The sequence below is a fragment of the Streptomyces sp. NPDC034084 genome, from assembly GCF_055575535.1.
Window position 1 is genome coordinate 293,681 of sequence record NZ_JBVISK010000008.1, and the last position, 24,808, is coordinate 318,488.

The window sequence follows — 24,808 nt, forward strand, 5'->3', positions numbered from 1 at the left end:
GCGGGCCCGTTCACGCGATGGTCGCCTGCTCGCCATCCACCCGGACCGGCCGGGACACCGGGCTCCGTTGTCGTGGTCCGCGTGCTGCTCTCGATCGTCGTCCCGTGCTTCAACGAGGAGGACGTCCTCGCCCGCTTCCACGACCGCGTGACCGCCGAACTCTCCCGTCTCGACGGAGACTTCGAGCTGGTCTACGTGGACGACGGCAGTCGCGACGGGACCCTCCCGCTCCTCCGGGCGCTCGCCGGCCGCGACCCGGACCGGGTCCGGTACCTCTCCTTCAGCCGCAACTTCGGCAAGGAGGCCGCGATGCTCGCCGGGCTCCGGCACGCCGGCGGCGACGCCGTCGTGATCATGGACGCCGACCTCCAGCACCCGCCGGAGCTCGTCCACCGCATGGTCGCCCTGCACGCCGAGGGGTACGACCAGGTCGTCGCCCGCCGCACCCGCGAGGGGGACCGGGTCACCCGTACCCTCACCGCCCGCCTCTACTACCGGGCGATCAACCGGCTCGTCGACGTCGAGCTGGTCGACGGGGTCGGCGACTTCCGGCTGCTGTCGCGGCGCACCGTCGACGCGGTCCTCGGCCTCGGCGAGTACAACCGCTTCTCCAAGGGCCTCTTCTCCTGGGTCGGCTTCCGCACCACGACCTTCTCCTACGAGAACGCCGTCCGTGAGCAGGGCCGCTCCAAGTGGACCTTCGGCAAGCTCCTCAACTACGGCCTCGACGGGCTCCTCTCCTTCAACAACAAGCCCCTCAGGGCCGCCGTCCACCTCGGCCTCCTCCTCACCGTCGCCGCCCTCGGGTACGCGGCCTGGATCGTCGGAGACGCGCTGGTCAACGGCGTCGACACCCCCGGTTACGTCACCCTCCTCGTCGCCGTCACCGCCCTCGCCGGCGTGCAGATGGTGATGGCCGGACTGATCGGCGAGTACGTCGGACGCATCTACTACGAGGTGAAGCGCCGGCCGCACTATCTGGTGGCCGAGACGCACGCGGTACGGGCCGACACCCCGGTGACGGGTGAGTCGTTGTGGGAAACAGTCGCTCCGAAGTAGTGGCTCCGGCCCCGGCGACTCCCTACCATCGATCACCGCAAGGTCGTTCCACTGACGCACGACCAGCCCGGGAGGCTCCTTTGCACCGCCGCACCGCACTCGCCGTCTCCGCCGCACTCCTCGCCGCGGCCCCGCTGCTCACCGCCTGCGGCAGTGACGCCCACCCAGGAGCGGCGGCCGTCGTCGGCGGCGAACGGATCGACGTCTCCAGCCTCCAGGCACAGGTCAAGGACGTACGGGCCGCGCAGGCGGCCTCGCCGCAGTCCGCCCAGCTGGTCGCGGCGACCGGCGACCTCAACCGCCGCAAACTCAACGTCATGATCTTCGACCGGGTCATCGACAAGGTCGCCCGGGACCAGGGCGTCACCGTCACCCGCGCCGAACTCCAGCGGACCCGGGCCTCCTTCGTCCGCCAGGGCGGCGGCGAGGACCAGCTCGCGGCCGTCCTCCTCCAGGAGCAGGGCGTGGCGCCCGACCAGATCGACGCCTTCGTCCGCCGCAACGTCCTGATGAACAAGATCGCCGAGAAGCTGGGCGTCACCGACGACGCGGCAGGCCAGAAGAAGCTGACGGAGGTCTTCTCCGCCGCCTCCAAGGCCCTCGCCATCGACGTGAACCCGCGCTACGGCCGCTGGGACGACGCCCAGGTCCGGCTCGACACCGGCTCCGGCGGCGCGCCCTGGCTCCGCCAGATCAGCCAGGACCCGGCCGCCGTCCCGTCCGGCGCCTGAGCCCAGGTAGGTTCGAGGGGTGACTTCTGAGAGCCCCGGCCGCATCGTTCTGCTCACCGCCAGCCACCGCGTGGCCCCCGGACTGCTGTCCTGGCCCGCCTGGCAGGCGCTGCACGGAGCCGACCGGGTGCTCTGCCCCGACGAGGACCACCCCCAGCTGCCGTACCTGCGGGAGGCCAGCGTCGCGGTCGAGCACGCCCGGCCCACGGCCGAGGAGCTGGTCGAGGCCTGCGCCGGGGGCCGCACGGTCCTGCTGCTGCCCTCGGGCGAGGGCGACCGGGCGCTGACCGACGGCCTCGCCCGGCTCGCCGGCTCCGGCCGGGTGTCCATGCCCGACCTGGAACTGCTGCCCGGCTCGTACGACCTGCCCGGCGCCCGCCTCATCGATCTCGTGCAGATCATGGACCGGGTCCGCCGCGAGTGCCCCTGGACCTCGAGCCAGACCCACCGGGGGCTCGCCAAGTACGCCATCGAGGAGGCGTACGAGCTCGTCGAGGCGATCGAGACGGGTGACCGGCGGGAGCTGCGCGAGGAGCTCGGGGACGTCCTGCTCCAGGTCGTCTTCCACGCCCGGATCGCCGAGGAGGACGCGGAGGAACCGTTCTCCCTGGACGACGTCGCCGGGGCGCTCGCCGAGAAGCTGATCCACCGGCACCCGCACGTCTTCGGGGACGCGGTCGCCGAGACCCCCGAGGACGTCCGGGCCCACTGGCAGCGCACCAAGGCGATCGAGAAGCGGCGGGAGTCCGTCACGGACGGGGTGCCGCTCGGGCAGCCGGGGCTCGCGCTCGCCGCGAAGCTCGCGGGGCGGGTCCGTTCGGCGGGCCTCGACGTGAAGCTCCCGGCGGGCGAGGGGATCGGGTACGAACTGCTCGCCCTCGCCGCGCGCGCCGAGGCGTCCGGGGTGGACCCGGAGGCGGCGCTGCGGGCGGCGGCCCGCACGTACCGGGAGGCGATCCGGGCGGCGGAGGGGCTGACCGGCACCCCCTGAGGCGTCAGGCGCGGGGCGCCCGGGCGTCCGGGTCGTGCCAGAGCGGGGCCGGCGGGGCCAGGAGGCGTTCGGCGGCGGTGGCCGGGCGGGTGGCGAAGCGGTCCACGGGCGGCAGGGTGTCGTGGTGGATCCGCCGCGGGTCGGTGCCCAGCTCCTCCAGGGCCTCGGCGACCTCCGTCACGAAGACCGGCGGCCCGGCGAGGTACACGTCGTGCGAGGACCAGTGGACGCACGCCCGCAAGGCCTGGAGGAGCCGCTCGGTCGCCTGCTCCTCGGGCCGGCGGGGCGCGGCCGTGATGTAGGTGACGTTCAGGCCGGGGAGGCGTTTCCCCAGGAGCTCGGCGTCCCCGCGCCCGTAGAGATACTCCTTGGCGCGGGCCACCACGAACAGCCGGCCTTCGAGTTCCGGCTCGGTCTCGGCGGCCTCCGCGAGCAGCGCCCGCACCGGGGCCCAGCCCGTACCCCCGCATATATAGGTGCGCAGTCCGCCCGGCGGCGTCCGCGCGGTGAGCCCGCCGCCCGGCGCGCTGAGCCGCAGCACCTCGCCCGGTGCCGTCTCCTCGACCAGGACCGTGCTCATCGCACCGCCCGCGACCCGGCTCACGTGCAGCTCCACCGTGCCGTCCGGGCGGGGCGCGTCCGCGAGGGAGTAGGTGCGCCAGACGCGGGGGACCCGCAGCGAGCTGACGCCGACGTACTGGCCGGCGCGGAAGGGCAGCGGCTGCCGGGGGCGCAGGGTCAGGACGGCGAGGTCCGCGGCGTACCGCTCGTGCCGGACGACGTCCGCGTCCCACCAGGCGGGCTCCCCGGCCGCGGCCGCCGCGTCGGCGCCCGCCATCATGAGTCCGGCGATGTGCCCGTACGCCTCGCCCCAGGCCTTCTCCGCCTCGATCGTCCAGGCGGCGCCGGCGGCGTGCGCGAACGCGGCGAGCAGGCTCTGCCCGACCGCCGCGTACAGCGCGGGGGAGGCGAGGAACTTGCGGTGGTCGCGGCCCAGCCGCCCCAGGTACCCCGCGAGCCCGGGGGAGTCCAGCTGGGTCACCACACGCGTGAGCGCGGCGAAGAGCCGGTCCCGCTGGGGGAGCAGGTCCTCGGGGAAGAGCTCCCGCATCCCCGGGTTGCGCCGGAAGAGGTGCGCGTAGAAGAACGTGACGGCGTGCTCGGCGCGTCTCTCGACGACCGCGAACGTGCTTCTGAGCAGCTGGAGATCCACCGGCACGAATGTAGGGCACCAGCCGCGCGGGTGATCACAACTTCTCCCCGAACACTCCTCCGGAGCCGCCCTGTACGGTCGTGGCGTGAGTACGACCCCCGGCCCCGCCCCCGCTCCCGCCCTCTTCACCTGGGAGTTCGCCAGCGACCCCTACCCGGCCTACGCCTGGCTGCGGGAGCACGCACCCGTCCACCGGACGACGCTTCCCAGCGGGGTCGAGGCCTGGCTCGTGACCCGGTACGCCGACGCCCGGCAGGCCCTCGCCGACCAGCGGCTCTCCAAGAACCCCGCGCACCACGACGAGTCCCCCCACGCGAAGGGGAAGACGGGCATCCCGGGGGAGCGCAAGGCCGAGCTGATGACGCATCTGCTCAACATCGACCCGCCGGACCACACCCGGCTGCGGCGGCTCGTCTCGAAGGCCTTCACCCCGCGCCGGGTCGCGGAGTTCGCGCCGCGCGTGCAGGAGCTGACGGACCGGCTCATCGACTCCTTCGTGGAGCGGGGGAGCGCCGACCTCATCCACGAGTTCGCCTTCCCGCTCCCCATCTACGCGATCTGCGACCTGCTCGGGGTGCCGGAGGAGGACCAGGACGACTTCCGGGACTGGGCCGGGATGATGATCCGGCACGGCGGGGGGCCGCGCGGCGGGGTCGCCCGGTCGGTGAAGAAGATGCGCGGCTACCTCGCCGAGCTGATCCACCGCAAGCGGGAGAAGCCGGGGGACGACCTCATCTCGGGGCTCATCAAGGCCTCCGACCACGGCGAGCACCTCACCGAGAACGAGGCCGCCGCGATGGCGTTCATCCTTCTCTTCGCCGGCTTCGAGACGACCGTCAATCTGGTGGGAAACGGGCTTTACGCACTTCTCCGGCATCCCGAGCAGCGCGCGCGGCTCCAGACCTCGCTCGCCGCCGGGGAGACCGGGCTCCTGGAGACCGGGGTCGAGGAGCTGCTGCGATACGACGGGCCCGTGGAGATGGCGACCTGGCGGTACGCGACGCGGGCGCTGACCATCGGCGGGCAGGAGATCCCGGCGGGCGACCCGGTGCTCGTGGTGCTCGCCGCCGCCGACCGGGACCCCGAGCGGTTCGACGGGCCGGACACCCTCGACCTCGCCCGGCGCGACAACCAGCACCTCGGCTACGGACACGGCATCCACTACTGCCTGGGCGCGCCGCTCGCCCGCCTCGAAGGACAGACCGCGCTGGCGACCCTGCTGACCCGCCTGCCGGACCTGCGACTTGCCGCCGATCCGGACGAACTGCGGTGGCGCGGGGGGCTCATCATGCGCGGTTTGCGCACGCTTCCGGTGGAGTTCTCCCCCTCCGTACCACTCCTGGTTGCTGACGGTCGATCAGAAATGTGATCTTCACGTGATCGCGGGGCGATCGACTTGTGACGGACGTTCGAATGCCGCTACGTTTCCCGGCAGTCTCAGCCGTCACGCGAAAGGCGCTCCTATGCGTTCCGGGAACGGACGACACCGTCGCCCCCGTCAGGCCCCTGCCCTCGTCGTCGCCGCTGGCGTGACCGGATCCGCCATGGCGCTGCCGCTGCTCGCCACCGGATCCGCCTCCGCCGCCGACGCCGCCACCTGGGACCGGGTCGCCGAGTGCGAGTCCGGCGGCCAGTGGAGCGCCAACTTCGGCAACGGGATGTACGGCGGACTCCAGTTCACCCAGGACAGCTGGGAGCGGCACGGCGGTCTCGCGTACGCGCCCAGCCCTGACCTCGCCAGCCGCGCCCAGCAGATCGCGGTGGCCGAGAAGGCGCTCGCCCAGGGCAGCACCGAGTGGGCCACCTGCGCCCCGATCGCCGGCCTGACGAACGACGGCAGAGCCACCGGCGTGAACCCCGGCCCGTCCGTCGTCCCCACGGCCCCCACCGGGCCGCTCCCCGAGTCCGACCGCACCGCGGGCGTTCCGGCCGCCTCCACCGCCACGGGCGCGGCCTCGGTGCCGACCCGGTCCGCCACGCCGGCCGCCCCCGCCGCGCCCTCGGCTCCGGCGGCCTCCGCCACCCCGGCCGCGCCGGTCACGCCCACCAAGTCGGCGGCCCCGGTCTCACCCAAGGCGCCCGACGCGTCCGTTACGCCCGGTACGCCGGAATCGCCCGACATGCCGAAGGGTGACGCGCCGTCGGCCACGCCCGGGACGGGCAAGCACCGGGGTGGGGCCGCTCCGGAGGAATCCGGCAAGCCGGACAGCTCGGCCGAAGCCGGTCGACATGCGTCGAGTACGGACAAGCCCGTCGAAGCCGTCGACGCCACGCCCGTGACTGACGAAGTGAAGAATCCGGACGCAACGGACAGTCAGGGCGCTTCGGGCGAGTACACCGTGCGGCCGGGTGACAGTTTGTCCGGCATTGCGCGGCAGAACGAACTCACCGGAGGCTGGACGGCCCTCTATGACGCCAACCGTCAGACGGTGGGCGCCGATCCGGACCTCATCCTGCCTGGTCAGAGCCTCGACCTGACGGTGGATTCGGCGTCGGCAGCCGGTTAGTTCGAGGGCTTATGTCCGGTTCTGGGCAAGTGAGACATGGGTCTCTTCGTCCCAACTGGCGTGTCACGTCCGCTAACTCTGCTTCTGTCACCTCTCACCTGCATAAATACCGCCCACCGGAGGGCAAGCAGGGGCGATATTTCCGCAATGCGCCTCTTTGAACTTCCGGTGGGTCTGTGTCTACGGTCGTCACCGCTCGCCACCGCGGGCCCCGTCGACCGAAACGCCGAATCCTGCCGTCGGCCGTCGGGAACAGTCGTCGCGCAAGCGCCGAAGGCAGGAGTGGGGGACCCAAGGTAAGTGCCGGTCCCGGCCGTCGAGACAGACGGCCGATGACCGGCTTGGGGTGAAGCCGCGTGCTAGGACACGCGGCCGGGCAACTTTCCGGCCCGAACCCGACAGCTCACCTCACAGGCGTCGGTGAGGAGAATTCCCATGCTGTTTTCCGTCAAGGGCAAACACCGCCGTCCCTCCAAGACCGCCCAGGTCGCCGCGCTCGTCGGCGTCACCGGTGTCGCCGTCGCCGCCCCGCTGCTGACCGCGGGCGCCGCCTCGGCCGCCACCTCCGCCGAGTGGGACACCGTCGCCCAGTGCGAGTCCGGCGGCAACTGGTCCATCAACACCGGCAACGGCTTCTACGGCGGCCTGCAGTTCACCAACTCCACCTGGGCCGCGTTCGGTGGCACCGCCTACGCCCCGCGCGCCGACCTGGCGTCGAAGTCCCAGCAGATCGCCGTCGCCGAGAAGGTCCTGGCCGGCCAGGGCAAGGGTGCCTGGCCGAACTGCGGCGTCGGCCTCTCCGGTGCCTCCTACGACGGCGGCGCCGCCGAGAGCGCCCCGCAGCAGAGCGCGCCCCAGCAGGCCGCCCCGCAGCAGCGCGAGACCGAGCAGCCGACCACCCGCAGCCAGCAGCGCCAGGCCCCGAAGCAGGCCACACAGCAGGCCGCGCCGAAGGCCGCCGCGAAGAAGACCGTCACCACGCCGACCGGCAAGAAGGTCAAGAAGGGTGACGGCGAGTACAAGGTCGTCACCGGCGACACCCTCAGCAAGATCGCCCAGGCGCACGGCGTCAAGGGCGGCTGGGCCAAGCTCTTCGAGCTGAACAAGGACGTCGTCGACACCGCCGACCTCATCTACCCGGGTCAGCAGCTCCACCTGAAGTGAGTCCGGCGGCTCGCGTGAGTCCGGCGGCTCACGCGGCCCCGACGACCCTCCCGCGGTGACCACCCCGGTCCGGCGCGCCCTTCCCCCGTGCGCGCCGGACCGGGGTTCCCCCGTATAGAGGGACGGATCCCGGGTTCGGTGGACGCGTCGACGGTTACCGTCCAGTAGATCTTGGGCCCTTCCTCCCGAGATGCGTGCCCTTGGGTCCTTTTTCGTCCCAGGGGGCGGGCGCACGGCGGGCGGGAGCCCCCGAGCCGGTTAGGCTCTTGTCGCAAGGCCAAGCGACCCTGCACCGACCTTGCGTCACATCCAGCGTCACATCCCAGAAGGAGATGCTCGTGCCGTCCATCGACGTCGTCGTAGCCCGGGAAATCCTGGACTCCCGAGGCAACCCCACGGTCGAGGTCGAGGTCGGCCTCGACGACGGCAGCACCGGCCGTGCTGCTGTTCCGTCCGGCGCCTCCACCGGTGCGTTCGAGGCCATCGAGCTTCGCGACGGTGACCCGAACCGTTACCAGGGCAAGGGTGTCGAGAAGGCCGTCCTCGCCGTCATCGAGCAGATCGGCCCGGAGCTCGTCGGCTACGACGCCACCGAGCAGCGCCTGATCGACCAGGCCATGTTCGACCTGGACGCCACCGAGAACAAGGGCTCGCTCGGCGCCAACGCGATCCTCGGCGTCTCCCTCGCCGTCGCGCACGCCGCCTCCGAGGCCAGCGACCTCCCCCTCTTCCGCTACCTGGGCGGCCCGAACGCGCACCTGCTGCCCGTTCCGATGATGAACATCCTCAACGGTGGGTCGCACGCCGACTCCAACGTGGACATCCAGGAGTTCATGATCGCCCCGATCGGCGCGGAGTCCTTCTCCGAGGCCCTCCGCTGGGGCACCGAGGTCTACCACACCCTCAAGGCCGTCCTGAAGACCAAGGGCCTGTCCACCGGCCTCGGCGACGAGGGCGGCTTCGCCCCGAACCTGGACTCCAACCGCGAGGCGCTGGACCTCATCCTGGAGGCCATCAAGCAGGCCGGCTACGTCCCGGGCAAGGACATCGCGCTGGCGCTCGACGTCGCCGCGTCCGAGTTCTACAAGGACGGCTCGTACGAGTTCGAGGGCAAGTCCCGCTCGGCCGCCGAGATGACCGAGTACTACGAGGAGCTCGTCTCCGCGTACCCGCTGGTCTCCATCGAGGACCCGCTGTTCGAGGACGACTGGGCCGGCTGGAAGGTCATCACCGACAAGCTCGGCGCCAAGGTGCAGCTCGTCGGCGACGACCTGTTCGTCACCAACCCGGAGCGCCTGGCCCGCGGCATCGAGGAGGGCACCGCCAACGCCCTGCTCGTCAAGGTCAACCAGATCGGTTCGCTGACCGAGACCCTGGACGCCGTCGAGCTCGCCCAGCGCAACGGCTTCAAGTGCATGATGTCGCACCGCTCCGGCGAGACCGAGGACGTCACCATCGCCGACCTCGCCGTCGCCACCAACTGCGGCCAGATCAAGACCGGCGCCCCGGCCCGCTCCGAGCGCGTCGCCAAGTACAACCAGCTCCTGCGCATCGAGGAGATCCTCGACGACGCCGCGGTCTACGCCGGCCGCAGCGCGTTCCCGCGGTTTCGCCCTGCGAACTGATCAGGCACAGCGCGCTGCGAACTGATCAGGCACAGCGCCCTGCGAACTGATCAGGCACAGCGCCTTGCGAACTGATCAGGCACAGCGCCCTGCGATCTGATCAGGTACAGCGCTCTGCGAACTGATGAAGAGGGGCAAGGGCTGACACCCACGCTCCTTCGTACGTCCCCGTACTCGGTCCCGTACCGTGTGCGGGGACGTCCGCGTGAACAGGGGAGGCGACACGACATGGCCGCGAAGGACCGGGACCGGTTCTCGACCGCGACCCGGATCAGGCTGCTCGGCGAGCAGACGGCCGCCCGTGTCTACCGCTCCCAGACCCGCCGTCAGGCGCGCCGCTCCCGGCTCACCGGCCGCGCGGCTTTCCTCGCCCTCGTGGTCTGCTCCCTCGTCGTGGCGCTCGCCTATCCGATGCGGAGTTACGTCTCCCAGCAGGGCGAGATCGCCGAGCAGGAGCGCCGGGCCGCCGAGGCCGCCCGGCGGGTCGAGGAGCTGAAGGACGAGAAGGCGCGCCTTCGGGACCCGGCCTACGTCCGCCGCCTCGCCCGCGAGCACCTGCACTACGTGCTCCCCGGCGAGACCGGTTTCACCGTGAACGACCCCGACGCGGAGCAACGGCCCCGCGCCGACCAGGGCGCGGCGGACCGCCCCTGGTACGACAACCTCTGGGACGGCGTCGACCACGCCGACCGTCCCTGATCCCTCCGCGACACGAACAAGGCAGACATGGAAACGCCCCCTCCGCAGACCGAACGCACCGAGCCCACCGCGACGGACATCGCCGCCTTCGAGCTCCAGCTCGGCCGCCCGCCCCGCGGCCTGCGCGCCATCGCGCACCGCTGCCCGTGCGGCAACCCGGACGTCGTCGAGACCGCGCCCCGGCTCCCCGACGGCACGCCGTTCCCGACCACGTACTACCTGACCTGCCCCCGGGCGGCCTCGGCCATCGGCACCCTGGAGGCCAACGGGGTCATGAAGGAGATGCAGGCCCGGCTCGCCACCGACCCGGAGCTCGCCGCCGCCTACCGGGCCGCGCACGAGGACTACATCGCCCGCCGCGACGCCATCGAGGTCCTGGAGGGCTTCCCGAGCGCCGGCGGCATGCCGGACCGGGTCAAGTGCCTGCACGTCCTCGTCGGCCACTCGCTGGCCGCCGGCCCGGGCGTGAACCCGTTCGGCGACGAGGCCCTCGCGATGCTGCCGGAGTGGTGGGCGAAGGGGCCGTGTGTGACGCCGTGCGCGGAGAAGAAGGAGGAGGACGGCTGGACGGTCCAGGGTGACGCGGACGGCCACTTCGCCTTCAAGCCGATCGACGAGGAGGGCGCCCAGTGACCCGGGTCGCCGGAATCGATTGCGGTACGAACTCCATCCGCCTCCTGGTCGCCGACGTCCACCCGGAGACGGGTGAGCTGATCGAGCTGGACCGGCGGATGACGATCGTCAGGCTCGGGCAGGGCGTCGACAAGACCGGCCGGCTCGCCCCCGAGGCCCTGGAGCGGACCTTCGCGGCCTGCCGCGAGTACGCCCGGGTCATCGAGGAGCTGGGCGCCGAGAAGCTCCGCTTCGTGGCCACCTCCGCCTCCCGCGACGCCGAGAACCGCGCCGACTTCGTGAACGGCGTCGTGGAGATCCTGGGCGTCGAGCCCGAGGTCATCACCGGTGACCAGGAGGCCGCGTTCTCCTTCACCGGCGCCACCGGTGAACTGCAGGGCGACGACCGGCGCCTGGTGGTGGACATCGGCGGCGGCTCCACCGAGTTCGTGGTCGGCAACAAGCACGTCGAGGCCGCCCGCTCCGTCGACATCGGCTGCGTGCGGCTCACCGAGCGGCACGTCCGCCACGACCCGCCGACCGCCGAGGAGGTCGCCGCGATCCGCGCCGACGTCCGTACCGCGCTCGACCTGGCCGCCGGGACCGTGCCGATCGACACGGCCGAGACCCTCGTCGGCCTCGCCGGCTCGGTCACCACGGTCGCCGCGATCGCCCTCGGGCTCCCGGAGTACGACTCCGAGAAGGTCCACCACTCCCGTATCTCCGCCGCCCAGGTCGCCGAGGTGACCGAGCGGCTCCTCGCCTCCACCCACGACGAGCGGGCCGCGATCCCCGTCATCCACCCCGGCCGGGTGGACGTGATCATCGCCGGGGCACTCGTCCTGAGGGAGATCGTGGAGCGCGTCGGAGCCCGCGAGGTCGTCGTCAGCGAGCACGACATTCTCGATGGGATCGCTCTATCCGTCGCATAGGGGGCGGCTATCGACCCCTCCGCCGACAGCCTGTCGGAGAACGTTCGTGAAGTTCTTCACAAGGAAAAGGGCCCCGATGGAGTCCGAAGAGGGTCATTGGGCCCTCCGAGGGGTGTCCCGGGGCCCTTTCGCAGGCGTGGAGGGCGATTCGCTCGATGTTTCCATCGTGTGAAGCGGGGCTCCGCTTCAGCGTTAACGGGGGCTCTCCAGGCCAGTTCACGAGGGGTGAACAACGTTCACCAGTGCACCCCGGTTCCTTTGCAGCACCATGACGTGGATCACGTGGGCGGCGCAGTGTAGCAGAGGTACCCGGAGAGCTTGTGAAGGGGCGCACGAGCACCCCCCTCCAGAGGGGTGGATACTCGATCCCATGAGCACCACGGAGCGTCCCAGGATCCTCGTAGTAGGAGGCGGGTACGTAGGCCTGTACGCGGCTCGGCGCATCCTCAAGAAGATGCGCTACGCGGAGGCGACCGTCACGGTCGTCGACCCGCGGTCGTACATGACCTACCAGCCCTTCCTCCCCGAAGCCGCCGCCGGCAGCATCTCGCCGCGCCACGTCGTCGTCCCGCTGCGACGCGTCGTCCGCGGAGCGGAGGTGCTCACCGGTCGGGTCACCACCATCGACCAGGACCGCAAGGTCGCCACGATCGCGCCGCTCGTCGGCGAGGCGTACGAGCTGCCGTTCGACTACCTGGTCATCGCGATGGGCGCGGTCTCCCGCACCTTCCCGATCCCCGGCCTCGCCGAGCAGGGCATCGGCATGAAGGGCATCGAGGAGGCCATCGGCCTGCGCAACCACGTCCTCGAGCAGCTCGACAAGGCCGACTCGACCACCGACGAGGAGGTCCGCCGCAAGGCGCTGACCTTCGTCTTCGTGGGCGGCGGCTTCGCCGGCGCGGAGACCATCGGCGAGGTCGAGGACCTGGCCCGCGACGCCGCGAAGTACTACCAGAACGTGTCGCGCGAGGACATGCGCTTCATCCTGGTCGACGCGGCCGACAAGATCCTCCCCGAGGTGGGCCCGAAGCTCGGCCAGTACGGCAAGGAGCACCTCGAGAGCCGCGGTATCGAGATCTACCTCGAGACCTCGATGGACTCCTGCGTCGACGGCCACGTCGTGCTGAAGAACGGCCTCGAGGTCGACTCCAGCACGATCGTCTGGACCGCCGGTGTGAAGCCGAACCCGGCGCTCTCCCGCTTCGGTCTGCCGCTCGGCCCCCGCGGCCACGTGGACTGCAACGAGAAGCTCCAGGTCAACGGCCTCGACTACGTGTGGGCCGCGGGCGACAACGCCCAGGTCCCGGACCTGGCCGCGATCAAGGCCGGCGTCCCGGCCGAGCGCGCCTGGTGCCCGCCGAACGCCCAGCACGCGCTGCGCCAGGCCAAGGTCCTCGGCGACAACGTGGTGGCCGGCATGCGCGGCTTCCCGCAGAAGGAGTACAGCCACGCCAACAAGGGCGCCGTGGCCGGACTCGGTCTGCACAAGGGCGTCGCGATGATCGTCATGGGCAAGGTGAAGATCAAGCTCAAGGGCCGTCTCGCCTGGTACATGCACCGTGGCTACCACGGCATGGCGATGCCGACCTGGAACCGCAAGATCCGCGTCTTCGCCGACTGGACCCTCGCGATGTTCCTCAAGCGTGAGGTCGTCTCCCTCGGCGCCATCGAGACGCCGCGCGAGGAGTTCTACGAGGCGGCCAAGCCCGCCCCGGCGCCGGCCGCCCCGGCGCAGGAGAAGGCGAAGGCCTCGTAACACCCCGCAGTACCCCGTACGTGCGCGCACGTACACGCAAGGCCGTAAAAGGGCCGTCCGCCATCCGTGGTGCGGACGGCCCTTCGCGTGTTTTGCCGACTCGTTGCGCTGTGCCGGGACTGCGAACGCCTACTGACGGTGTTCCCTTGGTCACGAGCATTTCTGGGGTACGAAGATCACGGAGGTGTGCACCATGGCCGACGCCGCGTCGCGGCTGACGACTCTCGCCGAGGAACTCCTCGGGGAACCGCTCCCGGTCCGTCTGCGAGCCTGGGACGGCAGTGAGGCCGGCCCGATCGGCGGCCCCGTCCTGATCGTCCGCGACCGCCGAGCCCTGCGCAGGCTCGTCTGGAAGCCCGGCGAACTGGGCCTGGCCCGCGCCTGGGTGGCCGGGGAGATCGACGTCGAGGGAGATCTCTACGCCCTCCTGGACCGCCTCTCGGGCCTTCTGTGGGACCGGGGCGAGGAGACGAGGGGCCTGCTGGAGTCCGTACGCGATCCCAAGCTCCGCGCCGCCGCCCGCTCCCTGCTGGGGCTCGCCGGACCGCCCCTGCCGCCGCCGCCCCCGGCCGAGGAGATCCGCGGCCGCAGCGGCAGCCGGCACAGCAAGCGCCGTGACAAGCAGGCGATCAGTCACCACTACGACGTGGGCAACGACTTCTACGAGCTGGTCCTCGGCCCCTCGATGGTCTACTCCTGCGCGTACTGGACGGAGGACGGGACGCTGGAGGAGGCCCAGCGCGACAAACTGGACCTCATCGCCCGCAAGCTCAACCTGAAGGAGGGCGACCGGCTCCTCGACGTGGGCTGCGGCTGGGGCTCCATGGCCATCCACGCGGCCCGCGAGTACGGCGCGCGGGTCGTCGGCGTCACCCTCTCCCGCGAACAGGCCGCCTACGCCCGCAAACGGATCGCCGACGAGGGCCTCACCGACCTGATCGAGATCCGGGTCCAGGACTACCGGGACGTCGCCGACGGCCCGTACGACGCGATCTCCTCGATCGGCATGGCCGAGCACGTGGGCGCCGTGAAGTACCGGGAGTACGCCGACACCCTGTACGGCCTCCTCAAGCCCGGCGGGCGGCTCCTGAACCACCAGATCTCCCGGCGCCCCGAGCCCGACGAGGAGGCCTACGAGGTCGACGTCTTCATCGACGCGTACGTCTTCCCCGACGGTGAACTCGCCCCCATGGGACGGACCCTGACGACCCTGGAGGACGCCGGCTTCGAGGTCCGGGACGTGGAGGCGATCCGCGAGCACTACGCGCTCACGCTGCGCCGCTGGGTGGCGAACCTGGAGGCGGACTGGGACCGGGCGGTCCGGCTCACCTCGCCCGGCCGGGCGAGGATCTGGCGGCTCTACATGGCGGCCTCCGCGGTCTCGTTCGAGCGCAACCGGATCGGCGTGAACCAGTTCCTCGCGGTGAAGACCCCGGCGTCGGGGGCGAGCGGCACGGCGCTGCGGCCGCGCGTCTGGAACGAGAAGGTCTGACACACGGACGGAAGGGCCGGTCCCCCCCCCGTGGGGACCGGCCCTTCGCTGTCGTACGGGACCTACTCGGCCTTGATCGCGGAGAGCATGTTCAGCCTCGCCGCGCTCCGGGCCGGCCACAGGGAGGCGAGGACGCCGACCAGGGCGGCCAGGACCAGGAAGAGCCCGATCCGGTCCCAGGGCAGGACCAGGGCGTAGCCCGGCAGGCTGTTCTTGAACGTCTCGCCGATGGCCCAGCCGAGGAACGAGCCGAGGACGATGCCGACGACCGCGCCGAACACCGAGATGACGACGGCCTCCAGACGGACCATCCGCTTCACCCGGCGCCGGTCGAGACCGATCGCCCGCAGCATGCCGATCTCCTGCTGACGTTCGAAGACGGACATCGCGAGGGTGTTGACGACACCGAGGACGGCGATGATCAGGGCCATGCCGAGCAGGCCATACATGATGTTCAGCATCATGTTGATGGGGCCGCCGAAGGAGTCGCGGATGTCCTTGTGGTCCATCACCGCGATCGCCGGGTTGTCGCCCATGGCCTGCGAGAGGGCCTTGGCGTGGGCGACGGAGGCGCCGCCGTCCGTCTTGACGAAGATCTGCGGGATGTACGGCTGCTGCTCGTGGGCGTCGAGCACCTTCTTGTCGATGAGGACGGGCGAGACGAAGTCGCTGCTCTCGTATATCGCGCCGATCCTCAGCGTGGCCTTCTGCTTGTCCATGAAGGCGACCGGGACGGTGGCGCCGACCTTCAGGCCGCGCTTCTCGGCGGTCTTGCTGTCGACGGCGATCTGCCCCTGGCCGAGGGAGGCCATCGAGCCGTTGACGACGTCGAGCCTGAGTACCTTCTCGATGGCGCCGGGGGTGACACCGGAGGCCGAGACGAACTTGTCCTTGATCTCCAGCGCGCCGGCCTGCTGCGGGGAGACGGCCGTCACGCCGGGCGCCTTCTCCAGGGCGGTCAGGGCCTCCTGGCTCAGGCTGCCGCCGTCGCTCGCCATCGTGACCATGTAGTCGGCCTTGATCTGGTCGGTCGTCGCCTTGTCCAGGGCCGTGCCGACCGTGGCGCCGAGCACCGAGAGACCGGTGACGAGGGTCAGGCCGATGGCGAGGGCGGAGGCGGTGGCGCCGGTGCGGCGCGGGTTGCGGACCGCGTTCAGGCCGGCGAGCTTGCCGGAGACGCCGAAGACGTTCACGAAGAGCGGGCGCAGCACGGCGATGACGGGCCGGGACAGCATCGGGATCAGGACGATGACACCGATGAGGGTGAGGAAGGCGCCGCCCGCGATGTACATGCGGCCCTCGTCGCCGCCCTGGCCGGCGCCGAGCACGATCAGGACGACACCGAGCGCGGTGAGCGCGGCGCCGATGGAGTTCCGCACGACGAGCGACTTGGTGCTCGCGGTGGCGTGGACGCTGCTCATGGCGGCGACCGGCGGGATCTTCGCGGCGCGGCGGCCGGGCAGCCAGGCGGCGAGCATCGTGATCAGGACGCCGACGCCGAACGCGGCGAGGGCCGGGGCGGCGCCGAGGACCAGGTCGCCGTCCGGGACCTTGAGGTCGAAGGCGCTCATGGCCGAGCGGAGCCCGACCGCGAGGCCGATGCCGAGGACGTAACCGACGGCGGAGGCGAGCAGGCCCACCAGACCGGCCTCGGCGAGGACGGAGCGGGTGATCTGCTTCCGCGAGGCGCCGACCGCGCGCATCAGGGCCAGTTCCTTGGTGCGCTGGGCGACCAGCATGGTGAAGGTGTTGGAGATCAGGAAGACGCCGACGAAGAGCGCGATGCCCGCGAAGCCCAGGAGGACCTGGTTGAGCGCGCCCATGCCGGCCTCGATGTCCTTGGCCTGCTGGTCGGCGAGGGCCTGCCCGGTCTGGGCGGTGGCCGCCTTCGGGACGACCTTCAGGACCTCGTCGAGGAGCTTGTCGGCGTTCGTGCCGGAGTCGGCCGTGACCGCCAGGTCCGTGAAGTAGCCGGGCTTCAGGTAGAGCTTCTGGGCGACGGCGCCGTCGAAGACGACGAGGCTGCCGCCCGCGTTGACGGCACCGTCCTCGGTCGTGAAGACACCGGAGAGGGTGTACTCCTTCACCGGGGCGTTGGTGGCGACGCGGACGGTGTCGCCGACCTTGTAGCCGCCCTTGTCGGCGGTGTCCTTGTCGAGGGCGATCTGGCCGGCCGATGCCGGGCCGTCGCCGGCCGTGAAGGTGTACGCGGAGTCCTTGCCGTCCTTGCCGGGGGCGAAGTTGGTGCCCTTGTTGGCCCAGCCCAGGCCGATCAGCTTGCCGTTCTTGTCCGGCACACCGGCGAAGCCGTCGACGCGGGGGGTGACGGAGGCGACGCCGTCGAGCTTCGCGACCTTGTCGACGTCCCGTTGGGAGAGGCCGGGGGTCTTGCGGGCCTCCTCCTCGGTCGGGTGCAGGCTGACGGCGACGGCGACGTCGTCGTAGCTCTTGGCCGACTGGTTGCGGAAGGCCTGGGAGAGGGTGTCGGTGAAGACGAGGGTGCCGGAGACGAAGGCCACGCCGAGCATCACGGCGAGGACGGTCATCAGCAGTCTCGCCTTGTGCGCGAGCACGTTGCGCAGGGCGGTACGGAACATGGGTGTGTCCTGGAGTTTCAGAAGGCGGCGGGCAGGGGCGGTTCGGGGCTCAGCTCGTACGGCCCTTGGCGTCGAAGGCCTTCATGCGGTCGAGGACGCCGTCCGCCGTGGGGCGCAGCATCTCGTCGACGATCCGGCCGTCCGCGAGGAAGATCACGCGGTCCGCGTAGGAGGCGGCCATCGCGTCGTGGGTGACCATGACGACGGTCTGGCCGAGCTCCCGTACCGAGTTGCGCAGGAAGCCGAGGACCTCGGCGCCGGAGCGGGAGTCCAGGTTTCCGGTCGGCTCGTCGCCGAAGATGATCTCGGGGCGGGAGGCGAGGGCACGGGCGACCGCGACGCGCTGCTGCTGGCCGCCGGAGAGCTCGGACGGGCGGTGGCTGAGCCGGCCGGAGAGCCCGAGCATGTCGATGACCTGCTGGACCCACTGCTTGTCGGCCTTGCGGCCCGCGATGTCCATCGGCAGCGTGATGTTCTCCAGGGCCGTCAGCGTCGGCAGCAGGTTGAAGGCCTGGAAGATGAAGCCGATCTTGTCCCGGCGCAGCTGGGTGAGCTGCTTGTCCTTCAGGGTGGAGAGCTCCGTCTCGCCGATCCGGACCGAGCCGGAGGAGAAGGAGTCGAGGCCGGCGACGCAGTGCATGAGCGTCGACTTGCCGGAGCCGGAGGGGCCCATGATCGCGGTGAACTCGCCCTGCCGGAAGTCCACGCTGACGCGGTCGAGGGCGACCACCTGGGTCTCGCCGTGTCCGTAGACCTTCGAGAGATCCGTGGCGCGGGCGGCCACCGCGGTGGCGCGGGACACGGTGGGGGTGGTGGTCACGGGAGGACTCCTGTCACTGCGACGGTGATGCGGGAACCCCTCCATCGTGTCGAGCGTTCCGGCCCGGGTCGTCCGTCCACGTGCCCGTTCCCGGGGCAGTCTCGAGTCTGACCGGGGGCCCTGATCCTCCTCCTGAGGTATGACGGCGGCCCTGAGAGTCACCCCCGCGCGGAGGGCCCGGCGGGCCCTCCGGCGGAGGTGACAGAAGTGCGACGACTTTTCGTCATTCCAGGGGGTGCGGCTTTGCGCCTGCGACCCCCGTCACAGTTTGACGAAAGGGCCCTCACCTGCACTGACGCACCCTCAGACCTCAATAAAATAAGACAACATCGGGCTGGCGTTCAGCTGATCGGGGGAAACCGTCCCGATAGGCTCATGTGCCAACGCGGAGCTTCGCGGCGACGCCCGGATGGTGGAATGCAGACACGGCGAGCTTAAACCTCGCTGGCCTTCGGGCCGTACCGGTTCGAGTCCGGTTCCGGGCACCACGGTTCGCTAGTACGGCAGGTGCTCCAGCAGCCGGGAGCCGTACTCCTTGGAGAGGAGCGGGCCGCCGGAGGCCGGCGCCGCGCCGGTGAGGGTGTCGTCCGCGATCTCCTCGTCCAGACCGTCGGACACGCCCTCGTCGACGAGCCGCAGGAAGCGGGGGATCCGGGGCCGGTCACCCATACGGCTCAGCTCGGCCTCGTCCTCCAGCTCCGGGGCGGCGCCGTTGTGGGAGAAGAGGACCGCCGTCCGGTGGTCGATGCGCTGGTACTCCATGCCGGCGAGGGCGTAGCGGGCGGCGAGGGCGCCCTGCCCGGTGCCGCCGACGGTCAGAGGGGCGTCGCCCGCCCCCTCCGCGATCGCCCGCATGACGGTGTTCTGGACGGTCCCGCCGTCGCCGGTCATGGAGCCGTCCTCGGGCAGGCCGAGCAGGATCAGGTCGTGGCCGCGCGCCGCCAGCTCCGAGCGGAGGGAGTACGTGCCGTGGTCCGCGCCGGAGGCGAGCGCGGCGAGCTCGGTGCCGGCGTCGCCGACCAGGATCAGGGGCCTGGTGAGGCGGGTGTCCGCGGTGAAGACCCACGCGGTCGCGTGGCGCAGGGTCCAGATCTCGTCGGGTTCGGCGGTCAAGGGGGCCCTCCCGGGGTAGGGGTTGTTTCCGACGGGAAGAGCCTGGTCGGAGGGGGAGGCCCGCCGCCGACGATGATCGAAACCTTGCGGGAAAAGATCCTCCCCGAGCACTAGGGTCTTTCTTTTGCCTACGCATTACCCTTGACGCAAGACCGCGCCGTGCGGTCCGCCATGGAGGAGTGAGATGAGGAGCAGCAACCCGGTCTTCTCGCGACGGGGGTTCAGCCGCGACGCCGGCTACGCGGGCTTCAACGCGCAGCAGCCGCAGGCCGGGGGCCCCGCCGTGGGAACCAACCCGTACGCCACGGGCAACCCGTACGCCCAGGACGCGGCGAACCCGTACGCGACCAACCCGTACGCCCCGCAGGACACCACGCTCGGCGCCCCGCAGCAGGCCCGCGGCAACGTGATGACGATCGACGACGTCGTGAGCCGTACGGCCATGACGCTCGGCACGGTCGTGGTCACCGCCGTCCTGTCCTGGCTGCTGCTCCCGGTCGACCCGGCGAACCTGGGCAAGTCCTACGGCATCGCCGTCGGCGCGGCCCTGGTCGCCCTGGTCCTGTCGCTGGTGCAGTCCTTCAAGCGCAAGCCGTCGCCCGCGCTGATCCTGAGCTACGCCGCCTTCGAGGGCGTCTTCCTCGGCGTGATCTCCGCCGCCGTCTCGACGTACATCGCCGACGGCGTGGTCATCCAGGCGGTCCTGGGCACGATGGCGGTCTTCGCCGGTGTGCTCATCGCCTACAAGCTGGGCTGGATCCGGGTCAACCGCCGCTTCTACGGCTTCGTGATGGCCGCCGCGATGGGCTTCATGCTCCTCATGGTGACCAACCTGCTGTTCGCCGTCTTCGCCGGCGGTGACGGCCTGGGCTTCCGCAGCGGCGGCCTCGGCATCGTCTTCGGCATCGTCGGCATCATCCTGGGCGCCTGCTTCCTCGCCCTCGACTTCAAGCAGGTCGAGGACGGCGTGACCTACGGCGCGCCGCGCGAGGAGGCCTGGCTGGCCGCCTTCGGTCTCACCATGACCCTGGTGTGGATCTACCTGGAGATGCTGCGTCTGCTGTCGATCCTGCAGGGCGACGACTGACGCGTCCCCGACTCGGGGGGAAGGGCCCGTCCGGCTTCGTGCCGGGCGGGCCCTTCCGCGTGTCCGGGATCTTCGGGCCGGGCCGGCGCGGAGGCCTTCGCCCGAGGGGTCTCAGAGCAGTCTGCGCGCCGCCCGCCGCAGGTCGTACTCGTGGATGATCGCCTTCGCGTGGCCGTAGGCCAGGTCGTGCGCCCCGCGGAGCCAGCTGACCCGCTCCTCGAAGCGGACGAGGGACGGTCCCTCCTCGACGGTGCGCATCCAGTCGGCGATCTCACGACCGGTGCGGCGCGGGATGCGGGCCAGCAGATTGCGATGGGTCTCAGCGGAGAAAGTGTGGGACATCGGCGCCTCCGGACGCGTCGTACCGTGTGCTCCTCGTACTCCTTCCCGTCACCGTGCCGAAGGCTTGGGCCGTTGGCAAGGGGGCCCGGAGGGCGCGTAGGGTCGCGGGGTGCACGATACGAGTGAACTGACCGCCGCCGTCGAGCGGTTCGCCGACCGGTTGCGGGCGGCCCCGCACAGCCGTCTCCAGCGCGGCGCGGCGGCCGAAGGGCTCGCTCTCGCCCGGGAGTTGGCGGTGCGCGCCCAGCGCGCCGAGGACCCGGACCGGGAGCCGAGGACGATGCCGGACGCGGGTCTGTTCGCGGTGGGGGACCAGCTCGCCGTCGCCGGGAACGATCTGGCCGAGATCCTGCGAACGGCCCCTGCCGGCTCCTGCGAGGAGGAGCTGCACGAGGCCGTGAGGCTGGTACGGGAGGCGGCGGAGCGCTCGGGGCTCTGACCGAGCCCCTAGAGCGACGCGATGACCCGGTCCGCGAGGATGTAGACGTTCTCCTCGTCCGTGTCGCCGTACGAGAAGGTCAGGGCGAAGGCGCCGGAGACGCCCGAGCCGCCCAGCAGGAACGGCGTGTGGCCCGCGCGCAGCGCCTCGGCGAGGCGCTCCGCGGTCTCGCGGTGGCCGGGGGTCATGCAGAGCGTGGTGCCGTCCGCGAAGACGTACACGTCGAGGGTGCCGAGCGGGCCCGGGCGCACGTCGGTGAGCGCGGTACGGGTGTCCGCGAGCTCCTCCAGGCGGGCCACCGTCCGCTCGTGGTCGGTGACGACGGGCGTCTGCACCGGCACGAAGTCGGGGTGCGAGGGGTGGCGGCGGCGGGCCGCGGCCAGCTCCGCCGAGTCCTCGGGGTACTCGTCGAAGGCGTCCAGCGCGTCGGGGCCGTCGAGGGCGGCGGCCTCCGCCTCCATGGCCTCCAGGGCCATCGCCTCGAGACCCACGAAGTCGGCCTGGCGCGGCACGAAGAACGTACCGTCGTCGGCCTGGCCGCCCAGACCGCCGAGCAGGGAGGGGGCGTCGGCCGCGTCACGGGCCTCCTGCGCGGCCCAGAAGGCACGGGCCTCGGCGAGCTCGCGCTCGCGCTCCTCGGCCAGCGCCTCGGCGACCGCGGCCCGTATCTCGGCGGCGGGCGTGGCGCGGGCCGCGGGGACCGTGCCGCCGTGACCGGCGGCCAGCTCGCCCCGGAGGGCGGTGACCTCCTTGCGGAGACCGTGGACGGCGTGCAGGGCAGCAGCGCCCACGGCCGTGGCAGCGGCCGTGGTCAGCAGCAGGGCAAGAGGCATGGCGCTCACTGACGTACTCCCGATTCCGAGTCGATCCCCCGACTTCCTACATCAGCTTGTCCTGGGGCGGTGCCCGCTGTCAGTGCATTACGTCACGAATTGGACAGGTATTTCTGCCAGGCGTTTGGTCCCGAAACCGCTCTGACCTGGGAAAACGAACTCCCCCGGGACGTAGGTCACATCCTGGGGGAGATTCGGTCACGGCTCGGACGCGGAGCGGTTGACGCCCTCGGCCGCTGGAGAGCGGGGCGGGCGGGCCGGGGCCGCGACAGCCCGGCCGTCAGCTCAGTCGCGCGCTTCCTTGGTCGCACTGGGCTTCGCCACCGCTGAGGGCAGGTGCCGCGTTCGTTCCTCAGGCGACCCCTGACCGCTGCGGGCAGGTGCCGCCTTCGTTCCTCAGGCGACCCCTACCCTCCGCTACGGCTCAGCTCAGTCGCTCGATGACCATGGCCATGCCCTGGCCGCCGCCGACGCACATGGTCTCCAGGCCGAACTGCTTGTCGTGGAACTGGAGGCTGTTGATCAGCGTGCCGGTGATCCGGGCGCCGGTCATGCCGAAGGGGTGGCCGACGGCGATGGCGCCACCGTTGACGTTCACCTTGTCCAGGTCCAGGCCCAGGTCCTGGTAGGACGGGATGACCTGGGCGGCGAAGGCCTCGTTGATCTCGGCGAGGTCGATGTCGCCGATGCTCAGGCCGGCGCGCTGGAGGGCCTGCTTCGAGGCCTCGACCGGGCCGAGGCCCATGATCTCGGGGGAGAGGCCGGAGACGCCGGTGGAGACGATCCGGGCCAGCGGGGTCAGGCCCAGCTCCCGCGCCTTGGTGTCGGACATGATGACGAGCGCGGCGGCGCCGTCGTTCAGCGGGCAGCAGTTGGCGGCGGTGACCAGGCCGTCGGGGCGGAAGACCGGCTTGAGGCCCTGCACGCCCTCCAGGGTGACGCCCGCGCGCGGGCCGTCGTCCGTGGAGACGACCGTGCCGTCCGGCAGCGTCACCGGGGTGATCTCGCGCTCCCAGAAGCCGTTCTTGATGGCCTGCTCGGCGAGGTTCTGCGACCGTACGCCGAACTCGTCCATCTCCTGGCGGCTGACGCCCTTCCAGCGGGCCAGGTTCTCCGCGGTCTGGCCCATGGCGATGTACGCGTCGGGGACGAGGCCGTCCTCGCGCGGGTCGTGCCAGGTGGAGCCCTCGGAGGCGGCGACCTCGGCGGTACGGGCCTCGGCCTCGGCGAAGAAGGGGTTGTGCGTGTCGGGCAGCGAGTCCGAGTTGCCCTTCACGAAGCGGGACACCATCTCGACACCGGCCGAGATGAAGACGTCGCCCTCGCCCGCCTTGATCGCGTGCAGCGCCATGCGGGAGGTCTGCAGCGAGGAGGAGCAGTAGCGGGTGACCGTGCAGCCCGGCAGGTGGTCCATGCCCATCTGCACGGCGACGATGCGGCCCAGGTTGTTGCCCTGCTCGCCGCCGGGGAGGCCGCAGCCGAGCATCAGGTCGTCGATGTCGCGCGGGTCCAGCTCGGGCACCTTGGCCAGGGCGGCCTGGATGATGGTCGCGGTCAGGTCGTCCGGCCGCAGGTCCTTGAGGGAGCCCTTGAAGGCCCGGCCGATGGGCGAGCGGGCGGTCGAGACGATCACGGCTTCGGGCATCACGGCTCCATGAGGGTGCGGTGTGAGCGGACTGAAAGGGAAGTTACCCGTACGTACCGCAGGGGTCACCGCCCGGACGGTGTGACACGGACCTCTTTTCTAAGCGCCCGCTCAGTCCGGGGCCTGCACGGGCCGCGCCCAGGGCGAGCCCCCTACGTCTGCGCGTCCTCCGGGGCCGGGGTTTCCGTCGGGACCGGGAGGCGACGGCGACGGCGGTGTTTCAGGAGGGCCCACGGCGCCCGCGCGCCCGTGACCTCCGTGCCCGCCTCCTTCACCGCCTCCGCCGCCGCCTTCGCCACCGGCAGCATGTCCTCCCGTCGCGCCGGCTCCAGCCGGTCCATTTCCGGCCACACGCCCAGCGCGGCGCACAGCGTCGGCAGGACCGCCATCGCCGCCGTCGCGTACCCCTCCGCCGAGGGGTGGAAGTTGTCCGCCCCGAACATCTCGCGCGGGTTCGCCGCGAACTCGGGACCCAGGAGGTCGCCCAGCGACACCGTCCGCCCGCCCTGCTCCACCACCACGATCGTCTGCGCCGCCGCCAGCTGCCGCGAGGCCCGCCGGGCCAGCCAGCGCAGCGGCTGGTAGACCGGCTCGATCGTGCCCAGATCCGGGCAGGTCCCGACCACCACCTCCGCCCCCGCCGTCCGCAGCCGCCGTACGGCCGAGGCGAGGAGCCGTACCGATTCCGTCGGCGGCAGGCGGTGCGTCACGTCGTTCGCACCGATCATGATCACGCACACGTCCGGCGGCCCGAGCGGCTGCGCGAGCAGCAGCGAGACCTGGCGCTCCAGGTCGTCCGAGCGCGCCCCCGAGAGCGCCACGTTCCGCAGCACCACCGGGCGCTCGGCGACCGCCGCGAGCCCGGAGGCGAGCAGCGCGCCCGGTGTCTGGCCCGTGCGGCGGACCCCTTGGCCCGCCGCGGTGGAATCACCCAGAAGGGCCAGCCGCAGCGGGTCCTCCGTGCCGAAGGCGCGGCCGTAGAGGCCGTCCGCCACCGGCGGCAGCGGTGCCGGTGCGCCGTAGACCGTACGCTTGGCCAGCTGGGCCTCGGCCAGGAGGACGCCCACCGCCGCCACCCCGATCAGCCCGATGCTCCCGCCGCCGTACGCCGCACCCGCCGCGATCCGCCGCGCCACCCTCGCCCTCGACAT

Annotated in this window: 22 protein-coding genes, 1 tRNA gene and 1 riboswitch; of the genes, 15 read left to right on the forward strand and 8 right to left on the reverse strand. The window is 71.4% G+C overall.

The window, feature by feature from the left end; genetic code table 11:
• Positions 1-81: 81 nt before the first annotated feature.
• The 3 genes from ACZ51I_RS28045 to ACZ51I_RS28055 all read left to right on the forward strand — a co-directional run bounded on the left by ACZ51I_RS28045 (position 82) and on the right by ACZ51I_RS28055 (position 2,781).
• On the forward strand, positions 82-1,059 hold the full coding sequence (locus tag ACZ51I_RS28045) for a glycosyltransferase family 2 protein (RefSeq protein WP_468881163.1): 978 nt from the start codon (positions 82-84) through the stop codon (positions 1,057-1,059).
• Positions 1,060-1,139: 80 nt separating this feature from the next.
• Positions 1,140-1,790 carry a SurA N-terminal domain-containing protein gene (locus tag ACZ51I_RS28050; protein WP_468881166.1) on the forward strand — a complete coding sequence of 217 codons (651 nt, stop codon included), beginning with the start codon at positions 1,140-1,142 and terminating at the stop codon, positions 1,788-1,790.
• 19 nt (positions 1,791-1,809) lie between these two features.
• A complete protein-coding gene (locus ACZ51I_RS28055) occupies positions 1,810-2,781 on the forward strand; it encodes a nucleoside triphosphate pyrophosphohydrolase (protein WP_468881169.1) in 972 nt (323 codons plus the stop codon).
• Positions 2,782-2,785: 4 nt separating this feature from the next.
• Here ACZ51I_RS28055 and ACZ51I_RS28060 read toward each other — a convergent pair whose 3' ends face one another.
• A complete protein-coding gene (locus tag ACZ51I_RS28060; RefSeq protein WP_468881172.1) occupies positions 2,786-3,994 on the reverse strand; it encodes a globin domain-containing protein in 1,209 nt (402 codons plus the stop codon).
• Positions 3,995-4,079: 85 nt separating this feature from the next.
• Here ACZ51I_RS28060 and ACZ51I_RS28065 point away from each other — a divergent pair, with 85 nt between their 5' ends.
• From ACZ51I_RS28065 to ACZ51I_RS28105, 9 genes are all read left to right on the forward strand, one after another.
• On the forward strand, positions 4,080-5,363 hold the full coding sequence (locus ACZ51I_RS28065; RefSeq protein WP_468881175.1) for a cytochrome P450 family protein: 1,284 nt from the start codon (positions 4,080-4,082) through the stop codon (positions 5,361-5,363).
• Between the two features lie 160 nt (positions 5,364-5,523).
• On the forward strand, positions 5,524-6,501 hold the full coding sequence (locus ACZ51I_RS28070) for a transglycosylase family protein (RefSeq protein WP_468881178.1): 978 nt from the start codon (positions 5,524-5,526) through the stop codon (positions 6,499-6,501).
• Between the two features lie 258 nt (positions 6,502-6,759).
• Positions 6,760-6,933: riboswitch (cyclic di-AMP (ydaO/yuaA leader) on the forward strand.
• A gap of 3 nt (positions 6,934-6,936) precedes the next feature.
• Positions 6,937-7,665, forward strand: coding sequence for a transglycosylase family protein (locus ACZ51I_RS28075; RefSeq protein WP_468881181.1), 729 nt, complete (start codon positions 6,937-6,939; stop codon positions 7,663-7,665).
• A 338-nt stretch (positions 7,666-8,003) separates the two neighbouring features.
• Positions 8,004-9,290 carry a phosphopyruvate hydratase gene (gene eno / locus ACZ51I_RS28080; protein ID WP_468881184.1) on the forward strand — a complete coding sequence of 429 codons (1,287 nt, stop codon included), beginning with the start codon at positions 8,004-8,006 and terminating at the stop codon, positions 9,288-9,290.
• A gap of 228 nt (positions 9,291-9,518) precedes the next feature.
• Positions 9,519-9,989 (forward strand): FtsB family cell division protein, encoded by a 471-nt coding sequence (locus ACZ51I_RS28085; protein ID WP_468881187.1) that lies wholly within the window; start codon positions 9,519-9,521, stop codon positions 9,987-9,989.
• Between the two features lie 27 nt (positions 9,990-10,016).
• The gene (locus tag ACZ51I_RS28090; RefSeq protein WP_468881190.1) at positions 10,017-10,622 is read left to right on the forward strand and encodes a DUF501 domain-containing protein; all 606 of its coding nucleotides are present in this window, start codon (positions 10,017-10,019) and stop codon (positions 10,620-10,622) included.
• Entirely contained in the window at positions 10,619-11,533 is a 915-nt protein-coding gene (locus ACZ51I_RS28095) for a Ppx/GppA phosphatase family protein (protein WP_468881193.1), read from the forward strand. The genes ACZ51I_RS28090 and ACZ51I_RS28095 overlap by 4 nt, the downstream gene beginning before the upstream one ends.
• A 370-nt stretch (positions 11,534-11,903) precedes the next feature.
• A complete protein-coding gene (locus ACZ51I_RS28100; protein WP_468881196.1) occupies positions 11,904-13,289 on the forward strand; it encodes an NAD(P)/FAD-dependent oxidoreductase in 1,386 nt (461 codons plus the stop codon).
• 193 nt (positions 13,290-13,482) lie between these two features.
• On the forward strand, positions 13,483-14,781 hold the full coding sequence (locus ACZ51I_RS28105) for a class I SAM-dependent methyltransferase (protein ID WP_468881199.1): 1,299 nt from the start codon (positions 13,483-13,485) through the stop codon (positions 14,779-14,781).
• A 62-nt stretch (positions 14,782-14,843) separates the two neighbouring features.
• Here the strand turns inward: ACZ51I_RS28105 and ACZ51I_RS28110 are convergent, their stop codons facing one another.
• Entirely contained in the window at positions 14,844-17,378 is a 2,535-nt protein-coding gene (locus tag ACZ51I_RS28110; protein WP_468881201.1) for an ABC transporter permease, read from the reverse strand.
• Positions 17,379-17,427: 49 nt separating this feature from the next.
• Positions 17,428-18,198, reverse strand: a complete 771-nt coding sequence (locus ACZ51I_RS28115) for an ABC transporter ATP-binding protein (RefSeq protein ID WP_389227975.1) — start codon at positions 18,196-18,198, stop codon at positions 17,428-17,430.
• 403 nt (positions 18,199-18,601) lie between these two features.
• Here ACZ51I_RS28115 and ACZ51I_RS28120 point away from each other — a divergent pair.
• Positions 18,602-18,686: transfer RNA gene (locus ACZ51I_RS28120), tRNA-Leu, on the forward strand.
• A 7-nt stretch (positions 18,687-18,693) separates the two neighbouring features.
• On the opposite strand, the gene ACZ51I_RS28125 is transcribed toward ACZ51I_RS28120, so the two are convergent.
• Positions 18,694-19,311 (reverse strand): hypothetical protein, encoded by a 618-nt coding sequence (locus tag ACZ51I_RS28125; RefSeq protein WP_468881204.1) that lies wholly within the window; start codon positions 19,309-19,311, stop codon positions 18,694-18,696.
• A 184-nt stretch (positions 19,312-19,495) separates the two neighbouring features.
• Between ACZ51I_RS28125 and ACZ51I_RS28130 the strand changes: the two genes are divergently transcribed.
• Positions 19,496-20,398 (forward strand): Bax inhibitor-1/YccA family protein, encoded by a 903-nt coding sequence (locus ACZ51I_RS28130; protein WP_468881207.1) that lies wholly within the window; start codon positions 19,496-19,498, stop codon positions 20,396-20,398.
• A 111-nt stretch (positions 20,399-20,509) separates the two neighbouring features.
• Here the strand turns inward: ACZ51I_RS28130 and ACZ51I_RS28135 are convergent, their stop codons facing one another.
• Positions 20,510-20,740 carry a DUF4287 domain-containing protein gene (locus ACZ51I_RS28135; RefSeq protein ID WP_468881209.1) on the reverse strand — a complete coding sequence of 77 codons (231 nt, stop codon included), beginning with the start codon at positions 20,738-20,740 and terminating at the stop codon, positions 20,510-20,512.
• A 109-nt stretch (positions 20,741-20,849) separates the two neighbouring features.
• On the opposite strand from ACZ51I_RS28135, the gene ACZ51I_RS28140 reads away from it, so the two are divergent.
• Positions 20,850-21,179 (forward strand): hypothetical protein, encoded by a 330-nt coding sequence (locus ACZ51I_RS28140; protein ID WP_468881212.1) that lies wholly within the window; start codon positions 20,850-20,852, stop codon positions 21,177-21,179.
• An 8-nt stretch (positions 21,180-21,187) separates the two neighbouring features.
• On the opposite strand, the gene ACZ51I_RS28145 is transcribed toward ACZ51I_RS28140, so the two are convergent.
• From ACZ51I_RS28145 to ACZ51I_RS28155, 3 genes are all read right to left on the reverse strand, one after another.
• Positions 21,188-22,021 (reverse strand): hypothetical protein, encoded by an 834-nt coding sequence (locus ACZ51I_RS28145; RefSeq protein WP_468881214.1) that lies wholly within the window; start codon positions 22,019-22,021, stop codon positions 21,188-21,190.
• Between the two features lie 415 nt (positions 22,022-22,436).
• Entirely contained in the window at positions 22,437-23,657 is a 1,221-nt protein-coding gene (locus tag ACZ51I_RS28150) for an acetyl-CoA C-acetyltransferase (protein WP_468881215.1), read from the reverse strand.
• A gap of 152 nt (positions 23,658-23,809) precedes the next feature.
• Positions 23,810-24,808 carry an SGNH/GDSL hydrolase family protein gene (locus tag ACZ51I_RS28155; protein WP_468881216.1) on the reverse strand — a complete coding sequence of 333 codons (999 nt, stop codon included), beginning with the start codon at positions 24,806-24,808 and terminating at the stop codon, positions 23,810-23,812.